Below are 21,208 nucleotides of genomic sequence, written 5' to 3'. Positions count from 1 at the left end.
ATAGGCGAATGACGGGTCGGCTGTCCGCATCCAGCACGACCGAAATTTCACGTTCGCGCGTGTCAGGACTTGCGGACCGTCGCCTTGTCGATCACGACCGTGGCGTTGGGCGCGGTGTTCTGAGCGGCGTCCGGCGCGGAGGCTCCGGCGTCGGCGATCTTCTTCAGTACGTCCTTGCCGCCGGTGATGGTTCCGAACGGTGTGTAATCAGGCGGAAGCCGGCTGTCCTGGTAGACGAGGAAGAACTGGCTGCCGCCGGTGTCCCGGCCCTGACCGGTCTGGGCGTTGTACTGGTTGGCCATGGCGACGGTGCCCGCCGGGTAGACGTTCCCTTTGAGCCTGCGGTCCCTGAGGTTCTCGTCCGGGATCGTGTAGCCGGGGCCGCCCTGTCCTGTGCCCTTCGGATCACCGCACTGCAGCACGTAAATACCGCCTGTCGTCAGGCGGTGACACTTGGTGTGGTCGAAGAAGCCCTTGTCCGCGAGGAAGTTGAAGGAGTTCACGGTGTGCGGCGCCTTGCCGGCGTCCATCTCGATGTCGATGTCGCCGCAGGTGGTCTCCAGCTGCATCGTGTACGTCGCCGACTTGTCGATCGTGACAGCGGGCTCCTTCTTCCACTGCTGGGTGCCGGGCGAGCCCTTGGCGGGCTTGCCGCAGGGGTCGGGGGCCTTGGTCGTGGGAGACGGTGACGGGGCGGCGCTGTCGTTCTCCTTGTCCCCGCCGAAGCTGCCGGCCGTGTAAGCCGCCGCGCCCGCGGCGAGTACGACGGCCAGGCCGCTCGCGATCACCGCGTTGCGGCGCCGCGCCTTGCTGCGCTGCTGGGCGCGCCGCTGCTGCTGCCGCTCGTACTTCTCCCGGGCGAGCTGCCGCCGCCGCTGGTCCTTCGTGGCCACCGTGTCCTCTCCCTGTGCTCGCGTGGGCCTCTGTCGGCCGTGATGTGAGCCGTACCGTATACGGGTTCGCTGTGTCCCGGGCGTCGCCGGTAGGCTCTGAACTGCTCAGATTGCTCATGCTGGACGACACTTAAGGACGATCGTGCTGATTGCCGGGTTCCCGGCCGGGGCCTGGGGGACCAACTGCTACCTGGTCGCCCCCGCCGCGGGCGAGGAGTGCGTGATCATCGACCCGGGCCACGAGGCCACCGAGGGAGTCGAGGAGGCGCTGCGGAAGCACCGCCTCAAGCCCGTCGCCGTGGTCCTCACCCACGGCCACCTCGACCACGTCGCCTCGGTCGTCCCGGTCTGCGGTGCGCACGACGTCCCGGCCTGGATCCACCCCGCGGACCGCTACATGATGAGCGACCCGGAGAAGGCGCTCGGCCGGTCGATAGGGGCGCAGTTGCTGGGTGAGCTGACGGTGGGGGAGCCGGACGACGTCAAGGAGCTGTCCGACGGCGCCGAGCTGAAGCTGGCGGGCCTGGAGTTCACGGTCGCGCACGCGCCCGGCCATACCAAGGGGTCGGTGACCTTCCGGATGCCCGAGGCCTCCGACATCCCGTCGGTCTTCTTCTCGGGCGACCTGCTGTTCGCCGGCTCCATCGGACGCACCGACCTGCCCGGCGGCGATCACGCCGAGATGCTCGAGTCGCTGGCCCGTGTGTGCCTTCCGCTCGAGGACTCGACCGTGGTCCTGTCCGGCCACGGCCCCCAGACGACCATCGGCCGCGAGCGTGCCACCAACCCGTTCCTGCGCGAGGTGGCGGCCGGCCTCGGAGGCGGCGGAACCGCCGCTCCACGACGAGGAATGTGACGACTTCTCCCGTGAGCACCTTCAAGGCCCCCAGGGGCACGTACGACCTGATCCCGCCGGATTCCGCGAACTTCCTCGCCGTGCGCGAGGCCATCGCCGCGCCGCTGAGGCGGGCCGGATACGGCTACGTGGAGACGCCCGGCTTCGAGAGCGTCGAGCTCTTCGCGCGCGGAGTCGGCGAATCCACGGACATCGTGACCAAGGAGATGTACACCCTCACCACCAAGGGCGGCGACGAGCTGGCGCTGCGCCCCGAGGGCACCGCCTCCGTGCTGCGGGCGGCGCTTGAGGCAAATCTCCACAAAGCGGGCAATCTTCCGGTCAAGCTCTGGTACTCGGGCTCGTACTACCGCTACGAGCGCCCGCAGAAGGGGCGTTACCGCCACTTCTCGCAGGTCGGCGCCGAGGCGATCGGGACCGAGGACCCGGCGCTGGACGCCGAGTTGATCATCCTGGCCGTGGACGCGTACAAGTCCCTGGGCCTGAAGAACTTCCGGCTGCTGCTCAACTCCCTCGGGGACAAGGAGTGCCGACCCGTCTACCGCGCCGCGCTCCAGGACTTCCTCCGCGGCCTCGACCTCGACGAGGACACGCGCAGGCGGGTCGACATCAACCCGCTGCGGGTGCTCGACGACAAGCGGGAGGCCGTGCAGAAGCAGCTCACCGGCGCGCCGATGATGCGGGACCACCTGTGCGAGGCCTGCAAGGCCTACCACGAGCAGGTGCGCGAGCTGCTGACGGCGGCGGGCGTGGCCTTCGAGGACGACCCCAAGCTGGTGCGCGGCCTGGACTACTACACCCGTACCACCTTCGAGTTCGTCCACGACGGGCTCGGCTCGCAGTCCGCGGTGGGCGGCGGCGGCCGCTACGACGGGCTGTCCGAGATGATCGGCGGGCCCGCGCTGCCGTCGGTCGGCTGGGCGCTCGGCGTGGACCGTACGGTCCTGGCGCTCGAGGCGGAGGGCATCGAGCTCGAACTACCCGCCCCGACCCAGGTGTTCGCGGTGCCGCTCGGCGAGGAGGCCCGGCGCACGCTGTTCGGCGTCGTCACCGAGCTGCGGCGGGCCGGGGTCGCCACCGACTTCGCGTACGGCGGCAAGGGCCTGAAGAACGCGATGAAGTCCGCGAACCGGTCGGGTGCGCGGTACGCGCTCGTGGCGGGCGAGCGGGATCTCGCGGACGGCGTCGTCCAGCTCAAGGACCTGGAGAGCGGCGAGCAGGCACCGGTGGCGCTGGACGCGGTCGTGGCGGAGCTGCGGGGGAAGCTGGGCTGACGCGGGCGGGGCTGACGCCGGGACCGCCCGGCGCCGGTCCTTGTGGTCGCCGGTCCTTACGTTGATCGAACGCCCACCGGACGACGATGGCCGGACACGGTCACTCGTGCGGTGGGCCAGCCCCTGCGAGTGCCCGTACTGCGGCACAATGTGCGTGTCCGGCAGGGCGTAGTCCCTCGGCAGCATCCTTCGGCAGCGACGGAAACGGCGATATGGCGACGACAGTGGTTGACGACGTGTCCACCGACGGGGACGAGCGGGAGCGCGGCAGCCGCGAGGCTGTCGGCAGCGGCCGGGGCCTCGCCTGGCTGCTGGTGATCACCGCTGCGGCGGGGCTGCTGGCCTCGTGGGTGATCACGCTCGACAAGTTCAAGCTGCTCGAGGACCCGAACTTCCAGCCGGGCTGCAGCCTGAACCCGATCGTCTCGTGCGGCAACATCATGAAGAGCGAGCAGGCCGAGGCCTTCGGGTTCCCGAACCCGATGCTGGGCCTGGTCACGTACGGCGCGGTGCTCGCGATCGGGATGGGCCTGATCGCAGGGGCCCGCTACCGCCGCTGGTTCTGGCTAGGGCTGAACGCGGGCACGCTCTTCGGCGTCGGCTTCTGCACATGGCTGCAGTACCAGTCGCTCTACGTCATCGGCTCGCTGTGCCTGTGGTGCTCGCTCGCCTGGATCGCCACGATCGTGATGTTCTGCTACGTCACGAAGCACAACGTCGAGCAGCGCTTCATCCCGGCGCCCGAGGGGCTTCGGCGCGGCCTGAAGGAATTCCACTGGGTGCCGCCTGTGGTCTGGATCGGCATCATCGGCATGCTGATCCTGACCCGCTGGTGGGACTTCTGGACGGGCTGATCGCAGGTCCTCCCCGACACCGCACTGACAAAGCTCTTGATCCCAGGCCACCGGCCACCGGCCACCGGCCACCGGCCACCGGCCACCGGTCCCGGGCCGCCGGCCGCCGGCCCCCGGCCGCCGACTCGGCGGCCGGGGGCCTTGTCAGTGAGGTGTCATAGGCTGCGCAGCGTGGAGCCCGACCTGTTCACCGCAGCCGAAGAGGACCGCCGAGAGAAGGATCCGGCCAGCAGCCCGCTGGCCGTGCGGATGCGTCCGCGGACCCTCGACGAGGTCGTGGGGCAGCAGCATCTGCTGCGCCCCGGCTCGCCGCTGCGCCGGCTCGTCGGCGAGGGGTCGTCAGGCCCCGCCGGTCCGTCCTCCGTGATCCTCTGGGGCCCGCCGGGCACCGGCAAGACCACCCTCGCCTACGTCGTCAGCCAGGCCACCAACAGGCGCTTCGTGGAGCTCTCGGCGATCACCGCGGGCGTGAAGGAGGTGCGGGCCGTCATCGAGGGCGCGCGCCGCGCCTCGGGCGGCTACGGCAAGGAGACGGTCCTCTTCCTCGACGAGATCCACCGCTTCAGCAAGGCCCAGCAGGACTCCCTGCTCCCGGCGGTCGAGAACCGGTGGGTCACGCTGATCGCGGCGACCACCGAGAACCCGTACTTCTCGGTCATCTCCCCGCTGCTCTCCCGGTCGTTGCTGCTCACCCTGGAGCCGCTGACGGACGAGGATCTGCGGGGGCTCGTCCACCGGGCGGTGGCCGAAGAGCGCGGGCTCGGCGGCGCGGTCCGGCTGCCGGAGGACGCAGAGGCACACCTGCTGCGGATCGCGGGCGGAGACGCCCGGCGGGCGCTCACCGCCCTGGAGGCGGGGGCGGGTTCGGCGATAGCGAAGGGCGAGGACGAGGTCACCCTCCAGTCCCTGGAGGAGGCCGTCGACCGCGCGGCCGTGAAGTACGACCGCGACGGCGACCAGCACTACGACGTCGCGAGCGCGCTGATCAAGTCCATCCGCGGCTCGGACGTCGACGCGGCGCTGCACTACCTGGCGCGGATGATCGAGGCGGGGGAGGACCCGCGGTTCATCGCGCGGCGGCTGATGATCTCGGCGAGCGAGGACATCGGCATGGCCGACCCGACGGCGCTGCAGACGGCGGTGGCCGCGGCCCAGGCGGTGGCCATGATCGGCTTCCCGGAAGCCGCCCTCACGCTGAGCCATGCCACGATCGCGCTCGCCCTGGCGCCGAAGTCCAATGCCGCCACGACCGCCATCGGCGCCGCGCTCGCGGACGTACGCGCGGGCCTGGCGGGCCCGGTACCGCCTCACCTGAGGGACGGCCATTACCAGGGCGCGAAGAAGCTCGGCAACGCCCAGGGCTACGTGTATCCGCACGACGTCCCGGGCGCCATCGCCGCCCAGCAGTACGCCCCGGACACCATCCGGGGCAAGCAGTACTACCAACCGACGCGCTACGGCGCGGAGGCCCGCTACGCGGACGTCGTCGAGCGCGTCCGCGCCCGCCTCCGTGGCGAGCCGCCACCGCGACGCGCGGACACCGCGCCCCAGGCCGGCGCGGGCGTGCCCGCTTCCCCTGCTGCGCAGACCGACGCGGACAAGCGGGCACCAGGCGAGCCGGTCAAGCCCGCGCCTGCAGCGGCGCCGCGGGACGGGGCGCAGCCGGGTGCTGACGGCGTGCCCGCGAAGGCCCCAGAGCCCTCGGACCAGCCCGCGGCGGAAACCCCCTGAACCACCACTCCTCCGGCGCAGGCTCTTCCCACGCCCACCTTCCGCGCGGCCGGCGGGCGGCATTCCGCGGCGCCTGGCCGTGCCCGCGCCTCCGGCGCGGAATGCCCACCCGCCCCTTAAAGGGCGGGTGGGCACATGTGGCGCGTAGCGCCGGCGCGGTGCGCTCGCCCGCCGCGTCGGTCGCGGCACCGATCGTCGTCTCCGCGAGCCGCCCGCAGGGCTACTCGCTTTCGAGGGCCGCCTCGAAGAGCGTGTGCATCGCGCGGCGAAGCTGCGCGATGTCCCCTACCGGCTCCGGGAAGTCGAAGCGCGCATCGAAGGGCCGGTCGTCCTCGTCGGTGAACCGCACGCGCAGCCCGAAGCGGTCCAGCGCCACCGGCACGGCAAGGCCCCCCAGCACGCACCCCCCGTCCGAGCGCTCCCCCAGCAGTGAACACAGCCCGCGCACCTGGTCCCCGTGAGCGGCCGCGAGGTGCTGGAGCAGCTCGGCCTCGTGGCGTACGAGCGGGTCGGGGGCCGCCGCCGCGAATTCCTCCGGCTCGACCGACTCGGCGCCCCACAGGTCGTCCACGGCCGCCTCGCCGACCTCCAACCGCAGCAGCATCCAGGCGGGACGCCCGTACTCCCCAGGTGCCGGGCCCTCCTGCAACGCCTCCCCGATACCCAGGCCGCTCTCGATTCCCAGCAGGGCGCCCACCGGATGCTCCTCGGCGAGCAGCATCGCGCACGCCGCCCGCTCCTCGTTCCGTACCGGAGTGAGCCACCCTCCGATCCACCCGCGGCCCCGGATACGATGGGGTACGGCGACCGGTGCGACGTCGGTGATCTCGATCACGGCCGTCAGATCGTCGTCCTGTGCGTGGGCCGCGGCACGAGCCGCGGGGGAGTCCCCAGGCACCAGCAACAGCACGTCTCCGTCCGGAGTGACGGTGCGTGCCGCGGGCGCTCCGGCGCCCAGATCGTCCAGGTCCGCACCCGGAATGCAGAGTGCGGCCGAGGCGTTCGACTCCACGAGGGTTCGTACACGCTCGGCGGCCAAGGGCTGCCCGGCGTCTTCCACGGGGCGCGGCTGACCCGGCCAGGCGCTGTCCGTCGTCGATTCCGCGGCGCGGCCGGTGCCGGGCAGGGGGCTCCCAGGTCGAAACATGCGTTCTCCTCCGCTAAGGTAAGCCTCACCTAACTTACACGGAGGTCCGTTCCACGTGAACCAGTCGCGTCCCAAGGTCAAGAAGTCGCGGGCGCTCGGCATCGCCCTGACGCCGAAGGCGGTCAAGTACTTCGAGGCCCGTCCCTACCCGCCCGGCGAGCACGGCCGTGGTCGCAAGCAGAACAGCGACTACAAGGTCCGTCTTCTCGAGAAGCAGCGTCTGCGCGCTCAGTACGACATCAGCGAGCGGCAGATGGCCCGTGCCTACGACCGCGCTCGGAAGGTCACCGGCAAGACGGGCGAGGCCCTCATCGTCGAGCTGGAGCGCCGTCTGGACGCGCTCGTCCTGCGTTCGGGCATCGCCCGGACGATCTACCAGGCCCGCCAGATGGTGGTCCACGGTCACATCGAGGTCAACGGCCGCAAGGTCGACAAGCCGTCCTTCCGCGTCTCGCCCGACGACGTCGTGATGGTGCGCGAGCGCAGCCGCGCCAAGCACCCCTTCCAGGTGGCCCGCGAGGGTGGCTACGCCCCCGACGGCGAGACCCCGCGCTACCTGCAGGTCAACCTCCAGGCGCTCGCCTTCCGCCTCGACCGGGAGCCGAACCGCAAGGAGGTCCCGGTGATCTGCGACGAGCAGCTCGTCGTCGAGTACTACGCCCGCTGACCCGGGCGAGGCATCTGCCTCCCCGGTGCGCTGTCCACCCGCCCGCCCTTCTCCGGGGCGGGCGGGTGCGTCTTCTCCGTGCTTCCGCTGCTCCCGTTGCCCCCGTTCCCCCCACGGCCCTCGCGCAGCGCCCGCGCCACCGCCCCGTCCAGGTCCAGCCGCGCCCCCTCGGCCAGGCACTCCTCGTACCGCTCCGTCCCGAGCGCCTTCCGCGTCCGCTGCTCGCACAGCTCGTGCGGAGCGTTGAAGTGCTGCGAGCCGAACAGCGGCAGGCCGACCGAGCGCCACAGCTGCCCCGCCGCCCCCTGCACCACCGCCGCCTCCTCCATCTCGCCCTCGTTCGCCATGAGGAGGGCGAGCAGCTCGATCGCCACGACCGCGCCCACCAGGTCGTGGAAGGCGTGGTCGATGGCCAGGCACTCCTCCACCAGCCGGCGTGCCTCCTCCGCATCGCCCCGTGTCCAGGCCGCGTAGCCCAGGACGTACAGCGCGTAGGCCAGCGACCAGCGCTCGCCGTGGTCCTCGCAGACCTGGCGGACCTCCTCGCACAGCGAGACCGCGCCCGCCAGATCCCCCTGGAACGCCATGGTGATCGCCAGCTCGACCTGCCCCATCAGCACGTTGCTGTTCAGCTCGCCGATCTCCCGGTACTGCGCGAGCGCCGCCCGCAACAGCTCCTCCGCGCGGGGCATGTCGTCGGAGACCAGGGCGAGACAGCCGGTGCGGTGGAGGGCGTACGCCGCGGCCAGCGGGTTGCCGGTGCGCTCCGCCTCCTCGGTGCACTCCTGGAGAGCCGCGATCGCGCCGACCGCGTCGCCCTGGAGCACCGCCACATAGCCGAGCACCCACAGCGCCTTGAGCCGCGACTCGTCGTGCCCGCCCTCCAGCTCCAGCGCCCGCATCAGCCAGTGCCGGCCCTCCGAGAGGCGGCCGCAGCCGACCCAGTAGAACCACAGGGTGCCCGCGAGGTACTGCCCGATGTGCGCGTCCTCGGCCGCCTCCAGACTGAACTCCAGCGCCACCCGCAGATTGCTCAGCTCGGCGTCGATCCGGGCCGCAACCTCCGCCTGCCGAGGGCTGAACCAGTCCAGCTCGCACCAGGTGGCAAGACCCATGTACCAGTCGCGGTGGCGGCGGCGCATCCGCGCGGTGTCACCCGTCGCCTCGAGCCAGCACGCGCCGTACGCCCGTACGGTCTCCAGCATCCGGTAGCGGACGCCGGCCGGGGTGTCCTCGCGCGCCAGCACCGACTGCGCCACCAGCTCGCCGACCACGTCCAGCAGATCGTCCGCGGCCAGGTCGGGACCCGAGCAGACGTACTCGGCCGACTCCAGGTCGAAGTGGCCCGCGAACACCGAGAGCCGGGCCCACAGCAGCCGCTCCCGCGGGGTGCACAGCTCATGGCTCCAGCCGATCGCGGTGCGCAGCGCCCGATGGCGGGGCAGCGCGGTGCGGCTGCCCCCGGTGAGCAGCCGGAAGCGGTCGTCGAGGCGCTGCAGCAGCTGCTCGAGCGAGAGCGCCCGCAGCCGCCCGGCCGCCAGCTCCAGGGCGAGTGGGATCCCGTCGAGCCGGTGGCACAGCTCGCCGACCGCCCACAGGTTGTCGTCGGTGATCTCGAAGCCGGGCAGCACGGCGGCAGCCCGCTCGGCGAAGAGCGCGGCGGCGTCCCCGGCGGGCGGCGGCGGGATCGTGGGGGAGCGAGCGGGAGCGGGGGCGGGCATGGGCGCGAGCGGGAAGGCCTGCTCGCCCGCCACGCCGAGCGGCCGGCGCCCCGCCGCGAGCACGCTCAGCCCCGGAGCCCGGCGCAGCAGGTCGCGGACGAGGGCCGCGGACTCCTCGACGATGTGCTCGAAACCGTCCAGGACGAGAAGGAGTTGGCGGTCGGCAAGCTGTTCGCCGAGCGCGGCGCGCGGACGTCTGCCCGTGTGGCCGGCCAGGCCCAGCGACTCGGTCACCGCGCGCTCCAGCAGCTCCGGGCCGTTCAGGGCGGCGAGCTCCACCAGCCAGACGCCGTCACAGAAGCGTTCCTGCTCTTGATGAGCCGCGCGCAGCGCGAGGCGCGTCTTCCCGGCCCCGCCGACCCCGGTCACGGTGACGAGCCGGGATCTCTCCAGCTGCCGCCCCAGCTGCGCGAGTTCGGCCGTACGACCCACGAACGCATTCAGCTCCGCGGGGAGATTGCCGGGGGCGGGGCCGGTGTCGCGGGGGCCGTGCGGGGCGTTGCCCGGGCGCGTGGAGCGTCGCATGGCCCACGGAGCGTACTCGCATATATGCGCACCGTACAATCCGGCTTGGCGGCCGGCCTGCCGCCGCCGGGTAATCCGGTACGGGCCCGGCCTCCCGGCGCGATAGGGTCGGCATCTGCCGCCCGTTCCCGGAGAGACCGCCGTGACCGGCGGCGACCGATACGTCTACAGGGAGCGGTGCATCGTGTCCGGTGGAGAGGTGGCCGGGATCCTCGTGGCCGTCTTCTGGGCCATCCTGGTGTCGTTCCTCGCCGTGGTGCTGGTGAGGCTCGCGCAGGTGCTCAAGGAGACGACGAAGCTGGTGGCGGACGTCTCGGAACAGGCGGTCCCGCTCCTCGGCGAGGCGTCGGCGACCGTACGGACCGCGCAGACCCAGCTGGAGCGGGTCGACGCGATCGCGACCGATGTCCAGGAGGTCACCTCCAACGCCTCGGCGCTCTCCTCGACCGTCGCCTCCACCTTCGGCGGCCCGCTGGTCAAGGTCGCCGCCTTCGGCTACGGGGTGCGCCAGGCCCTCGGCCGCAAGGACGCGCAGCCGCCCGCGCGGCGCCGTACCGTGATCGTAGGACGCACAGTGCCGCAGGCCCGGCGACGCGGCCGGGGCGCCCGCGGCGGAAAGGCCTGACGCACCGATGTTCCGCCGCACGTTCTGGTTCACCACCGGCGTCGCAGCCGGCGTGTGGGCCACCACCAAGGTCAACCGCAAACTCCGGCAGCTGACGCCGGAGAGCCTCGCCGCGCAGGCCGCCGACCGGGCCGTCGAGGCGGGCCACCGGCTCAAGGAGTTCGCGCTCGACGTCAAGGCCGGCATGGCGCGGCGCGAGACCGAACTGAACGACGCACTGGGGCTCGAGCCCCGGGACCAGGACCAGAACCGAGAACTGCCCGGGCCGCGCCGACCGACGGAGCTGGGCACGAAGTACCCGTACAACCGGAATGAGGACCACTGATGGAGTCGGCTGAAATCCGTCGCCGCTGGCTGCGCTTCTTCGAGGAGCGCGGGCACACCGTCGTGCCGTCGGCGTCGCTCATCGCGGACGACCCGACACTGCTGCTGGTCAACGCAGGCATGGTCCCGTTCAAGCCGTACTTCCTCGGTGAGGTCAAGCCACCCTTCCCGCGCGCCACCAGCGTGCAGAAGTGCCTGCGCACCCCGGACATCGAGGAGGTCGGCAAGACCACCCGGCACGGCACGTTCTTCCAGATGTGCGGCAACTTCTCCTTCGGCGACTACTTCAAAGAAGGCGCCATCAGGTACGCCTGGGAGCTGCTGACCACCCCCGTCGCCGAGGGCGGTTACGGCCTGGAGGGCGAGAAGCTCTGGATCACCGTCTACGAGGAGGACGACGAGGCCGAGCGCATCTGGCGCGAGGTCATCGGCGTCCCCGCCGAACGCATCCAGCGCCTGGGCATGGGCCCCAACTACTGGTCCATGGGCGTGCCCGGACCCTGCGGACCCTGCTCCGAGATCAACTACGACCGCGGCCCGGAGTTCGGCGAAGAGGGCGGCCCCGCCGTCAACGACGAGCGCTACGTGGAGATCTGGAACCTGGTCTTCATGCAGTACGTGCGCGGTGAGGGAGCCGGCAAGGAGGACTTCCCGATCCTCGGCGAGCTGCCCAGCAAGAACATCGACACCGGCCTCGGCCTCGAGCGCCTGGCGATGATCCTGCAGGGCGTGCAGAACATGTACGAGATCGACACCTCGCGCGCCGTCATCGACAAGGCCACCGAGCTCACCGGCGTTCCGTACGGCGCCGCCCACGACTCGGACGTCTCGCTCCGCGTCGTCTCCGACCACGTCCGCACCTCGGTCATGCTCATCGGCGACGGCGTCACCCCCGGCAACGAGGGCCGCGGCTACGTCCTGCGCCGCATCATGCGCCGCGCCATCCGCAACATGCGGCTGCTCGGTGCCAAGGGCCCGGTGATCGGTGAGCTCGTCGACACGGTCATCAAGACGATGGGCGAGCAGTACCCGGAGCTCGAGACCGACCGCAAGCGCATCGAGACGGTCGCCCTCGGCGAGGAGGCCGCCTTCCTCAAGACCCTCAAGACCGGCACCAACATCCTCGACACCGCCGTCTCCGACACCAAGGCCGCAGGCTCCAGCGTCCTCCCCGGCGACAAGGCCTTCCTGCTCCACGACACCTGGGGCTTCCCGATCGACCTCACCCTCGAAATGGCCGCCGAACAGGGCCTGTCGGTGGACGAGGAGGGCTTCCGCCGGCTGATGAAGGAGCAGCGGGAGCGGGCCAAGGCCGACGCCAAGGCCAAGAAGCAGGGCCACGCCGACCTGTCCGCGTACCGCGAGGTCGCCGACACCGCGGGCTCATCAGACTTCACCGGCTACACCGACACCGAAGGCGAGTCCCGCGTCGTCGGGCTGCTCGTGGACGGCGTGCCCTCGCCCGCCGCCTCCGAAGGCGACGAGGTCGAGGTCGTCCTGGACCGCACCCCCTTCTACGCCGAGGGCGGCGGCCAGCAGGCCGACCAGGGCCGCATCCGGCTGGACAGCGGCGCCGTCGTCCAGGTCCACGACGTCCAGCAGCCGGTGCCGGGGGTCAGTGTGCACAAGGGCATCGTCCAGGTCGGCGAGGTGACCGTCGGGGCCTCCGCCTACGCCGCCATCGACGTCTCGCGCCGCCGAGCCATCGCCCGCGCCCACAGCGCCACCCACCTCACCCACCAGGCGCTGCGCGACACCCTCGGCCCCACGGCCGCCCAGGCCGGCTCGGAGAACGCCCCCGGCCGCTTCCGCTTCGACTTCGGCTCGCCGACCGCCGTGCCCGGCACGGTCCTCACGGACGTCGAGCAGAAGATCAACGAGGTGCTGGCCCGCGAACTCGACGTCACCGCCGAGGTGATGAGCATGTCCGAGGCCAAGAGGCAGGGCGCCATCGCCGAGTTCGGCGAGAAGTACGGCGAGCGGGTCCGCGTCGTCACCATCGGCGACTTCTCCAAGGAGCTGTGCGGCGGCACGCATGTGCACAACACCGCCCAGCTCGGGCTGGTGAAGCTGCTCGGCGAGTCCTCGATCGGCTCCGGCGTGCGCCGCGTCGAGGCCCTCGTCGGCGTCGACGCGTACAACTTCCTGGCCCGCGAGCACACGGTCGTCTCCCAGCTCACCGACCTGGTGAAGGGCCGCCCCGAGGAGCTGCCGGAGAAGATCTCCGGAATGCTCGCCAAACTCAGGGAGGCCGAGAAGGAGATCGAGAAGTTCCGCGCCGAGAAGGTCCTCCAGGCCGCTGCGGGCCTCGCCCAGGGCGCCAAGGACGTACGGGGCGTGGCCCTCGTCACCGGTCGGGTGCCGGACGGCACCGGCGCCGACGACCTGCGCAAGCTGGTCCTCGACGTGCGCGGCCGCGTCCAGGGCCGTCCGGCCGTCGTCGCGCTGTTCACCGTGGCGAACGGCCGTCCGCTGACCGTGGTCGCCACCAACGATGCCGCCCGCGAACGCGGCATCAAGGCCGGCGAGCTGGTCCGTACGGCCGCCAAGACCCTCGGCGGCGGCGGTGGCGGCAAGGATGACGTCGCCCAGGGCGGCGGCCAGAACCCGGCTGCCATCGACGAGGCCGTGGCCGCCGTCGAGCGGCTGGTCGCCGAGAAGGCGTGACGCGTCCTGTGACGGAGGCTCAGGAGGATCGGCACATGCGACGCGGCAGGCGCATCGCCGTCGACGTCGGGGACGCCCGGATCGGGGTCGCCTCGTGCGACCCCGACGGGGTCCTGGCCACCCCGGTGGAGACCGTGCCGGGACGGGACGTCCCGGCGGCGCAGCGGCGCCTCGCGACGATCGTCGAGGAGTACGAGCCGATCGAGGTCGTGGTCGGTCTGCCCCGCTCGCTCAGCGGCGGGGAGGGCCCGGCCGCGAAGAAGGTACGGGCCTTCGCGCAGGGGCTCGCCCAGGGCATCGCGCCGGTGCCCGTGCGCCTGGTGGACGAGCGGATGAGCACCGTCACCGCGGCGCAGGGGCTGCGCGCCTCGGGCGTCAGCTCCAGGAAGGGCCGCGGGGTCGTCGACCAGGCAGCGGCCGTGGTCATCCTCCAGAACGCCCTTGAGACCGAACGAGCGTCGGGTAAAGCTCCAGGGGAGTGCGTCGAAGTGGTCATCTGATCGCGATACGGTAACGTTCCGCGCGGCGCGGCACCGTTCGAATGTCGAATGCCACCGTGCGGAACGAGGCGGACCGGACCCCTGCGCAAGGACGACGCGCACCGGGAGCCACCTCGTGGCTCGAGGGGATCGATGACTGAGTATGGCCGGAGCCAAGACTCCGAACCGTGGCATCCAGACGATCCTCTCTACGGGGACCAGAGGTGGGACGGGCAGCCGCAGTGGGAGGGCCAGGCGGCACCGTACGGCGCCGCACAGCAGCAGTACCCCGGACAGCAGAGCTACGACCAGCAGGGCTACGACCAGCAGCGTTACGACCAGCAGGGCTACGATCAGCAGCGTTACGTCCAACAGGACTACGGTCGGCAGCAGTACGGCTGGGACCCCTCGCAGACCGGCGAACAGCTGGTGTACGGCGGCCCCGAGGACCCGTACGGACACCAGCCGCAGCCCCACGACCCGTACGGCGGCGAGCGCCCCGACCTGTACGGCACCCCGGACGCCTATCCGCCGCCCCAGCCGCCGGGCAGCAGGACCCAGCAGCAGTACGCGCCGCCCCAGGCCTACGACGAGCGGCAGCAGTACGCCGAGGACCGGCAGTACGCAGAGCGCCGGCAATACCGGCAGCCGGAGCCGGACCACCAGGCGGAGTGGCAGCCGGAGCCCGAGATGGAGGAGCATCCTTTCTTCGCGGGCGACCAGGGCCGGGACGGCCGCGGTGACGACGACTACGACGACGAGGCCGCCCGCTCGGGCCGCGGTGGCGGCCGGTACGGGGACCACGACCGCGACCGCGAGCCGGGGCCCAAGCGCCGCAGCGGCATGGCGCTGCTGCTGTCCACCGTGATCCTCGCCGGTGTGATCGGCGGCCTCGGCTACCTCGGCTACGACTTCTGGCAGGACCGGTTCGGCCCGGCGCCCGACTTCTCGGGCAGCGGCAGCGGCGAGGTCCAGGTCGAGATCCCGGACGGGGCGACCGGCAACCAGATGGGCAACATCCTCAAGAGCGCGGGCGTGGTGAAGAGCGTCGACGCCTTCGTAGAGGCGCAGAACAGCCACCCGAAGGGCAACACGATCCAGCCCGGGGTCTACGTCCTGCGCGAGAGGATGTCCGCCAAGTCGGCCGTCGATCTGATGACGGACCCGAAGAACCTCGACTCGCTCATCATCGCCGAGGGCCTGAGGGCCTCATCCGTCTACACCGCCATCGACAAGAAGCTCGACGTCCCGGGCGGAACCACCAAGACCGTCGCCAGGAAGCAGGCCGAGAACCTCGGCCTGCCCGACTGGGCCGACGGCGACGCGAAGATCAGGGATCCGCTGGAAGGATTCCTCTACCCCTCGCGCTACAGCGCGGCCAAGGGCACCAAACCCGAGGACGTCCTGCGGCAGATGGTCGGCCGCGCGACGCAGGAGTACCAGAAGCTGGACGTCGAGGACAAGGCGGACAAGCTGGGGCTCGAGTCGCCGCTCGAGCTCGTCACGGTCGCCAGCCTCGTCCAGGCCGAGGGCAAGACGCACGACGAATTCCGCAAGATGGCCGATGTCGTCTACAACCGCCTCGAGCCCAACAACCCGGAGACCTGGGGCAGGATCGAGTTCGACTCGGCGTACAACTACCTGAAGAACCAGAGCAACATCGACATCCCGATCAACAAGATCCGGAACGACCCCGACCCGTACAACACGTACTACCACCGGGGACTCCCGCCCGGGCCGATCGGGAATCCGGGCGACGAGGCCCTGCGGGCGGCGCTCGACCCGGACAAGGGCGGCTGGTTCTACTTCGTCGCCACGGACGGCGAGAACAAGACCGAGTTCGCCAAGACCCTCGAGGAACACAACCGCCTGGTCGAGAAGTTCAACAAGAACCGGCGGGAGAGCGGGGGGTGAGGGCGTGACGGCTGTTCAGAAGGCGGAAGGCCGGCGCGCGGCGGTCCTCGGGTCACCGATCGCGCACTCCCTCTCGCCCGTCCTGCACCGCGCCGCGTACGAGGCGCTGGGGCTGACCGGCTGGACGTACGACCGCTTCGAGGTCGACGAGGCCGCCCTGCCCGGCTTCCTCGGCGATCTCCCGGAAGGCGACTGGGCGGGCCTGTCCCTGACCATGCCGCTCAAGCGCGCCGTCATCCCGCTGCTCGACGAGATCAGCGAAACCGCCGCGTCCGTCGAGGCCGTCAACACGGTGATCTTCACCGAGGACGGCCGCCGCATCGGCGACAACACCGACATTCCGGGCATTCTGGCTGCGCTGCGCGAGCGCGGCGTGGAGAAGGTCGAGCGCGCCGCCGTGCTCGGCGCCGGGGCCACCGCCTCCTCCGCGCTCGCCGCGCTCTCCCGGATCTGCACCGGCCGGATCACCGCGTACGTGCGCAGCGCGGCGCGCGCCGTAGAGATGCGGCAGTGGGGCGAGCGGCTCGCCGTCGACGTCGCGACCGCCGACTGGGCCGATGCCGCCCGCGCCTTCTCCGCCCCGCTGGTCATCGCCACCACCCCGGCCGGCACCACCGACGCGCTCGCCGCTTCCATCCCCGACCTGCCGGGGACGCTCTTCGACGTGCTGTACGAGCCGTGGCCCACCCGCCTCGCCGCGGCCTGGTCGGCGCAGGGCGGCAACGTCGTCAGCGGCCTCGACCTGCTCGTCCACCAGGCCGTACTCCAGGTCGAGCGGATGACCGGGCGCGCGCCCGCCCCGCTGGCCGCCATGCGCGCGGCGGGCGAGCAGGCCCTCGGGACGTGACGGAATCCGTCCGTTCCGTGGACTGACGTCCGGGGACGGGACCCGGACGTGGGAGGATCGGAGGTGGCGGACCGGGGCCGCGCTCGCCCAGGCCACGCCGTAGATCCGAGGCGCGAGCATCATGAGGAGCACCGTTGAGCAGGTTGCGCTGGCTGACCGCGGGCGAGTCGCACGGCCCCGCACTCGTCGCGACGCTGGAGGGTCTCCCCGCCGGCGTCCCGATCACCTCCGACATGGTGGCGGACGCGCTGGCGCGGCGGCGGCTCGGCTACGGCCGGGGCGCGCGGATGAAGTTCGAGCGCGACGAGGTCACCTTCATCGGCGGCGTACGCCACGGCCTGACCCTCGGCTCGCCGGTCGCGATCATGGTGGGGAACACCGAGTGGCCCAAGTGGGAGAAGGTCATGGCGGCCGACCCGGTCGACCCGGCCGAGCTCGCCGAGCTCGCCCGCAACGCCCCGCTGACCCGCCCCCGCCCCGGCCACGCCGACCTCGCGGGCATGCAGAAGTACGGCTTCGACGAGGCCCGCCCGATCCTGGAGCGCGCCTCCGCCCGGGAGACCGCCGCCCGGGTCGCGCTGGGCACGGTCGCCCGCTCCTACCTCAAGGAGACGGCCGGGATCGAGATCGTCTCCCATGTGGTCGAGCTGGCCGCCGCCAAGGCCCCGTACGGCGTCTACCCCAAGCCCTCGGACGTCGAGCGGCTCGACGCCGATCCGGTGCGCTGTCTGGACGCGGACGCGAGCAAGGCGATGGTCGCGGAGATCGACCAGGCCCACAAGGACGGCGACACGCTCGGCGGCGTCGTCGAGGTGCTGGCCTACGGCGTGCCCGTCGGCCTCGGCTCGCACGTGCACTGGGACCGGCGGCTGGACGCCCGGCTCGCCGCGGCTCTGATGGGCATCCAGGCGATCAAGGGTGTCGAGGTCGGCGACGGCTTCGAGCTGGCGCGCGTACCGGGCTCGCGGGCGCACGACGAGATCGTCTCCACCGACGAGGGAATCCGGCGCAGCTCCGGCCGCTCGGGCGGCACCGAGGGCGGTCTCTCGACGGGCGAGCTGCTGCGCGTACGGGCCGCGATGAAGCCGATCGCGACCGTGCCGCGGGCCCTGGCCACGGTCGACGTCACCACCGGCGAGGCCACGCAGGCCCACCACCAGCGCTCCGACGTGTGCGCCGTGCCGGCCGCGGGAATCGTCGCCGAGGCGATGGTCGGGCTGGTGCTGGCGGACGCGGTGGCGGAGAAGTTCGGCGGCGACAGCGTGGCCGAGACCCGCCGCAACGTGCAGAGCTTCCTCGACCACCTGGCCATCCGGTGACCCCGGTCGTCGTCCTTGTCGGCCCGCCCGGCGCGGGCAAGTCCACCGTCGGCGCGCTGCTCGCCGAGCGGCTCGGCGTGGCGTACCGCGACACCGACGCCGACATCGAACAGGCCGCGGGCAAGCCCATTCCGGAGATCTTCTTCGAGGACGGCGAGCCGCACTTCCGCGAGCTGGAACGGCAGGCCGTACGGACCGCGCTCGCCGGGCACGGGGGCATCCTCTCGCTCGGCGGCGGCGCCGTGATGGACGAGGGGACCCGAGCCCTGCTGACCGGGCTGCCCGTCGTCTTCCTGGACGTCCAACTCGCCGACGCCGTCAAGCGGGTGGGCCTGGATGCCCCGCGTCCGCTGCTCGCTGTCAATCCGCGGCAGCGCTGGCGCGAGCTGATGGAGCAGCGCCGGCCTCTCTACACCGAGGTCGCCCGCGCCGTCGTCAGCACCGACGACCGCACCCCCGAGGACGTCGCGGAAGCGGTCCTCGACGCACTCGAACTCTCGACGCACTCGAACTGAGGAAGGTATGAGCCAGAGCATCACCCGGATCCAGGTCGGCGGCACCGCGGGCACGGACCCGTACGAGGTCCTGATCGGACGTCAGCTGCTCGGTGAGCTCCCGGGCCTCATCGGCCGTGCCGCCAAGCGGGTCGCCGTTCTGCACCCCGAGGCGCTGGCCGCGACCGGCGAGGCGGTCCGCGAGGACCTGGCCGCGCAGGGCTACGAGGCCATCGCGATCCAGCTGCCCAACGCGGAGGAGGCCAAGACCGCCGAGGTCGCCGCGTACTGCTGGAAGGCGCTCGGCCGGACCGGCTTCACCCGCACCGATGTCGTCGTCGGCGTCGGCGGCGGCGCCACCACCGACCTCGCCGGCTTCGTCGCGGCGACCTGGCTGCGCGGCGTGCGCTGGATCGCCGTCCCGACCACCGTGCTCGGCATGGTCGACGCGGCCGTCGGCGGCAAGACCGGCATCAACACCGCCGAGGGCAAGAACCTGGTGGGCGCCTTCCACCCGCCCGCCGGTGTCCTGTGCGACCTCGACAGCCTCGGCTCGCTGCCCGCCAACGACTACATCAGCGGCCTCGCCGAGATCATCAAGGCGGGCTTCATCTCCGACCCCGTCATCCTCGACCTGATCGAGGAGGACCCGGCGGCGGCGCGTACGCCCGAGGGCCCGCACACCGCCGAGCTCATCGAGCGGTCGATCCGGGTCAAGGCCGAGGTGGTCTCCGCCGACCTCAAGGAGTCCGGCCTGCGCGAGATCCTCAACTACGGGCACACCCTCGGCCACGCCATCGAGAAGAACGAGCGCTACAACTGGCGGCACGGCGCGGCGGTTTCGATCGGCATGGTGTTCGCCGCCGAACTCGGGCGGCTGGCCGGGCGGCTCGACGACGCGACCGCCGACCGGCACCGCACCGTGCTGGAGTCGGTCGGGCTGCCGCTCACCTACCGCGGCGACCAGTGGCCCAGGCTGCTGGAGACCATGAAGGTCGACAAGAAGTCCCGGGGCGACCTGCTGCGTTTCGTCGTCCTCGACGGCCTCGGCAAGCCGACCGTCCTGGAGGGCCCCGACCCGGCCGTACTCGCGGCCGCGTACGCGGAGGTGGCCAAGTGACACGCCGGGTCTACGTGTTGAACGGCCCGAACCTGGGACGGCTCGGCTCGCGCGAGCCCGACGTCTACGGCGCCACGTCCTATGCCGGACTCGTCGAGGAGTGCGCCCGGCTCGGCAAGGAGCTGGGCTTCGCGGTCGAGGTGCGGGAGACCAACGACGAGGGGGAGATGATCCGCTGGCTGCACGAAGCGGCGGACGAGTCGATTCCGGTGGTCCTCAACCCCGCTGCCTTCACGCACTATTCGTACGGGATGCGGGACGCGGCCGCGCAGCGCACCGCACCGCTCATCGAGGTGCACATCTCGAATCCGCACGCCCGGGAGGAGTTCCGGCACACGTCGGTCGTCGCGGCCGTCGCGTCGGGGACGATCGCGGGCTTCGGCATCGGCTCGTACCGGCTCGCGCTGCGGGCGCTGGCCGAGGAGTTGTCGGACTGACCGGCTCGATCAAACGGTTCTTCGTACCGTCCGGGCACTCCCGGCCGACACCGGCCGTTCACACTGCGGCGGCCTGGGACGGTACCGTTCGGTAGCGGTGCGGCCCCGAAGGCCGCCCGTTCACGCGCATGTTCGCCCGCACGAGACGGAGAGCCAGCGGATGCAGCACGCAGTGGGGGCTCCGCTGCCACCGCCCCACGGACCGAACCAGCCGACGGGTTCCGGCTGGACCCCCGTAACGCCGCCGGCGCAGGCGCAGAGCGCACCGCCGCCCCACCCGCCGCACGCGCCCGGCTGGACGGGTCCGGCGCCGCAGCACGCGTCGGCACCGCCCGTCGACACCACCGGACACGTCCGGCTGCCGCCCGGAGGCCCGGTTCCCGTACCGGGCCCGCCGCCCGGCACAGCGGCCCCCGACCCGTCGCAGGCGACCATCGCTGTGCTGCTGATAGGGCCCGCGGGAGCGGGAAAGACGACGGTCGCGCGGCACTGGGCGGACACCCGGCGGGTGCCGACCGCGCACATCAGCCTCGACGACGTACGCGAGTGGGTACGGGCCGGGTTCGCCGATCCCCAGTCGGGGTGGAACGAGCACTCCGAGGCGCAGTACCGGCTCGCCCGCCGCACCTGCGGCTTCGCCGCCCGCAACTTCCTCGCCAACGGGATCTCCTGCATCCTCGACGACGCCGTCTTCCCCGACCGGCCGGTCGTCGGACTCGGCGGCTGGAAGCGGCACGTGGGGCCGGGCCTGCTGCCGGTGGTGCTGCTCCCGGGCCTGGAGATCGTCCTCGAGCGCAACGCCGAGCGCGCGGGGAACCGCCGGCTGTCCGACGAGGAAGTCGCTCTGATCCACGGCAAGATGGCCGGCTGGTACGGCTCGGGCCTGCCCATCATCGACAACTCCCAGCTGGACGTCCCGACGACGGCCCGCATCCTCGACGAGGTCCTCTCCCGGAGCCTCGCCAGCCCACCGACCTGGTAGCGCCGGGGCCCGGCCCAGGAGCCCGCTCCACGGCTGCCCCGCCGCCCGGGGTCCGGCCCGGGAGCCCCGCCGCCCTCCACGGCTGCCCTGCACCGCCGCCAGGTGCCGCCGGGGCCCGGCCGAAGGGCCCAGCCCGTCTTGCGCGGCTGTCCTGCCGTCGGGTCCGGTCCGGGGCCCTTTCCCGCGCTGAGCGGCTGCCCTGCCGCCGCCGCCACCCCGTTGCGGCGTACGTCGCCCCCATCCGGGCGCTGCTGCCCGACCGCCCTGGGCCCCCGGCCGCAGCCGGCCGAGTCCCGAGTAAAGGGCCTGCCCATTACAGGGCGGGTGGGTGG

At 71.9% G+C, this 21,208-nt stretch carries 19 protein-coding genes; 16 read left to right on the top strand and 3 right to left on the bottom strand.

All coding sequences use genetic code 11. The features are described 5' to 3' along the window. Nucleotides 1-62: 62 nt before the first annotated feature. Nucleotides 63-893: a peptidylprolyl isomerase gene (locus tag ACTWQC_RS25190; protein WP_443318075.1), complete on the bottom strand. Its 831-nt coding sequence runs from the start codon at nt 891-893 to the stop codon at nt 63-65. A 142-nt stretch (nt 894-1,035) separates the two neighbouring features. Between ACTWQC_RS25190 and ACTWQC_RS25185 the strand changes: the two genes are divergently transcribed. From ACTWQC_RS25185 to ACTWQC_RS25170, 4 genes are all read left to right on the top strand, one after another. After that, on the top strand, nt 1,036-1,749 hold the full coding sequence (locus ACTWQC_RS25185) for an MBL fold metallo-hydrolase (RefSeq protein ID WP_443318074.1): 714 nt from the start codon (nt 1,036-1,038) through the stop codon (nt 1,747-1,749). 11 nt (nt 1,750-1,760) lie between these two features. Continuing rightward, nucleotides 1,761-3,023 carry a histidine--tRNA ligase gene (gene hisS / locus ACTWQC_RS25180; RefSeq protein ID WP_443318073.1) on the top strand — a complete coding sequence of 421 codons (1,263 nt, stop codon included), beginning with the start codon at nt 1,761-1,763 and terminating at the stop codon, nt 3,021-3,023. A gap of 212 nt (nt 3,024-3,235) precedes the next feature. Next, complete coding sequence (locus ACTWQC_RS25175) at nt 3,236-3,877, top strand: vitamin K epoxide reductase family protein (RefSeq protein ID WP_443318072.1); 642 nt, start codon at nt 3,236-3,238, stop codon at nt 3,875-3,877. A 171-nt stretch (nt 3,878-4,048) separates the two neighbouring features. Beyond that, a complete protein-coding gene (locus ACTWQC_RS25170; RefSeq protein ID WP_443318071.1) occupies nt 4,049-5,608 on the top strand; it encodes a replication-associated recombination protein A in 1,560 nt (519 codons plus the stop codon). Nucleotides 5,609-5,828: 220 nt separating this feature from the next. On the opposite strand, the gene ACTWQC_RS25165 is transcribed toward ACTWQC_RS25170, so the two are convergent. Continuing rightward, nucleotides 5,829-6,755 (bottom strand): DUF2470 domain-containing protein, encoded by a 927-nt coding sequence (locus tag ACTWQC_RS25165; RefSeq protein WP_443318070.1) that lies wholly within the window; start codon nt 6,753-6,755, stop codon nt 5,829-5,831. A gap of 55 nt (nt 6,756-6,810) precedes the next feature. On the opposite strand from ACTWQC_RS25165, the gene rpsD reads away from it, so the two are divergent. Beyond that, entirely contained in the window at nt 6,811-7,422 is a 612-nt protein-coding gene (gene rpsD / locus ACTWQC_RS25160) for a 30S ribosomal protein S4 (protein ID WP_443318069.1), read from the top strand. Here rpsD and ACTWQC_RS25155 read toward each other — a convergent pair. After that, complete coding sequence (locus ACTWQC_RS25155) at nt 7,410-9,668, bottom strand: ATP-binding protein (RefSeq protein WP_443318068.1); 2,259 nt, start codon at nt 9,666-9,668, stop codon at nt 7,410-7,412. The two genes, rpsD and ACTWQC_RS25155, sit on opposite strands and share 13 nt — an antisense overlap. A 184-nt stretch (nt 9,669-9,852) precedes the next feature. On the opposite strand from ACTWQC_RS25155, the gene ACTWQC_RS25150 reads away from it, so the two are divergent. The 11 genes from ACTWQC_RS25150 to ACTWQC_RS25100 all read left to right on the top strand — a co-directional run bounded on the left by ACTWQC_RS25150 (nt 9,853) and on the right by ACTWQC_RS25100 (nt 20,876). Then, nucleotides 9,853-10,293, top strand: coding sequence for a DUF948 domain-containing protein (locus tag ACTWQC_RS25150; RefSeq protein WP_443318067.1), 441 nt, complete (start codon nt 9,853-9,855; stop codon nt 10,291-10,293). 7 nt (nt 10,294-10,300) lie between these two features. Continuing rightward, nucleotides 10,301-10,618, top strand: a complete 318-nt coding sequence (locus tag ACTWQC_RS25145) for a DUF6167 family protein (RefSeq protein WP_443318066.1) — start codon at nt 10,301-10,303, stop codon at nt 10,616-10,618. Then, nucleotides 10,618-13,284 (top strand): alanine--tRNA ligase, encoded by a 2,667-nt coding sequence (gene alaS, locus ACTWQC_RS25140; RefSeq protein ID WP_443318065.1) that lies wholly within the window; start codon nt 10,618-10,620, stop codon nt 13,282-13,284. The genes ACTWQC_RS25145 and alaS overlap by 1 nt, the downstream gene beginning before the upstream one ends. A 35-nt stretch (nt 13,285-13,319) precedes the next feature. Continuing rightward, on the top strand, nt 13,320-13,784 hold the full coding sequence (gene ruvX, locus ACTWQC_RS25135; protein ID WP_443318064.1) for a Holliday junction resolvase RuvX: 465 nt from the start codon (nt 13,320-13,322) through the stop codon (nt 13,782-13,784). 132 nt (nt 13,785-13,916) lie between these two features. Next, complete coding sequence (gene mltG, locus ACTWQC_RS25130; protein ID WP_443318063.1) at nt 13,917-15,677, top strand: endolytic transglycosylase MltG; 1,761 nt, start codon at nt 13,917-13,919, stop codon at nt 15,675-15,677. A 4-nt stretch (nt 15,678-15,681) separates the two neighbouring features. Beyond that, the gene (locus ACTWQC_RS25125) at nt 15,682-16,524 is read left to right on the top strand and encodes a shikimate dehydrogenase (protein WP_443318062.1); all 843 of its coding nucleotides are present in this window, start codon (nt 15,682-15,684) and stop codon (nt 16,522-16,524) included. A gap of 134 nt (nt 16,525-16,658) precedes the next feature. Further along, entirely contained in the window at nt 16,659-17,843 is a 1,185-nt protein-coding gene (gene aroC, locus ACTWQC_RS25120; protein ID WP_443318061.1) for a chorismate synthase, read from the top strand. Continuing rightward, nucleotides 17,840-18,358 carry a shikimate kinase gene (locus tag ACTWQC_RS25115; RefSeq protein WP_443318060.1) on the top strand — a complete coding sequence of 173 codons (519 nt, stop codon included), beginning with the start codon at nt 17,840-17,842 and terminating at the stop codon, nt 18,356-18,358. The genes aroC and ACTWQC_RS25115 overlap by 4 nt, the downstream gene beginning before the upstream one ends. 7 nt (nt 18,359-18,365) lie before the next feature. Further along, nucleotides 18,366-19,457: a 3-dehydroquinate synthase gene (gene aroB / locus ACTWQC_RS25110; protein ID WP_443318059.1), complete on the top strand. Its 1,092-nt coding sequence runs from the start codon at nt 18,366-18,368 to the stop codon at nt 19,455-19,457. Beyond that, nucleotides 19,454-19,894 (top strand): type II 3-dehydroquinate dehydratase, encoded by a 441-nt coding sequence (aroQ, locus tag ACTWQC_RS25105; RefSeq protein WP_443318058.1) that lies wholly within the window; start codon nt 19,454-19,456, stop codon nt 19,892-19,894. Before aroB ends, aroQ begins: the two co-directional genes overlap by 4 nt. Nucleotides 19,895-20,054: 160 nt before the next feature. Continuing rightward, nucleotides 20,055-20,876, top strand: a complete 822-nt coding sequence (locus ACTWQC_RS25100) for a Pro-rich N-terminal domain-containing protein (protein WP_443318057.1) — start codon at nt 20,055-20,057, stop codon at nt 20,874-20,876. The last annotated feature ends 332 nt before the right edge of the window (nt 20,877-21,208 follow it).

The sequence above is a fragment of the Streptomyces sp. 8N616 genome (assembly GCF_052246385.1).
In the GTDB taxonomy this organism is placed as follows: domain Bacteria; phylum Actinomycetota; class Actinomycetes; order Streptomycetales; family Streptomycetaceae; genus Streptomyces.
This window is presented reverse-complemented; position numbering and strand designations above follow the sequence as displayed.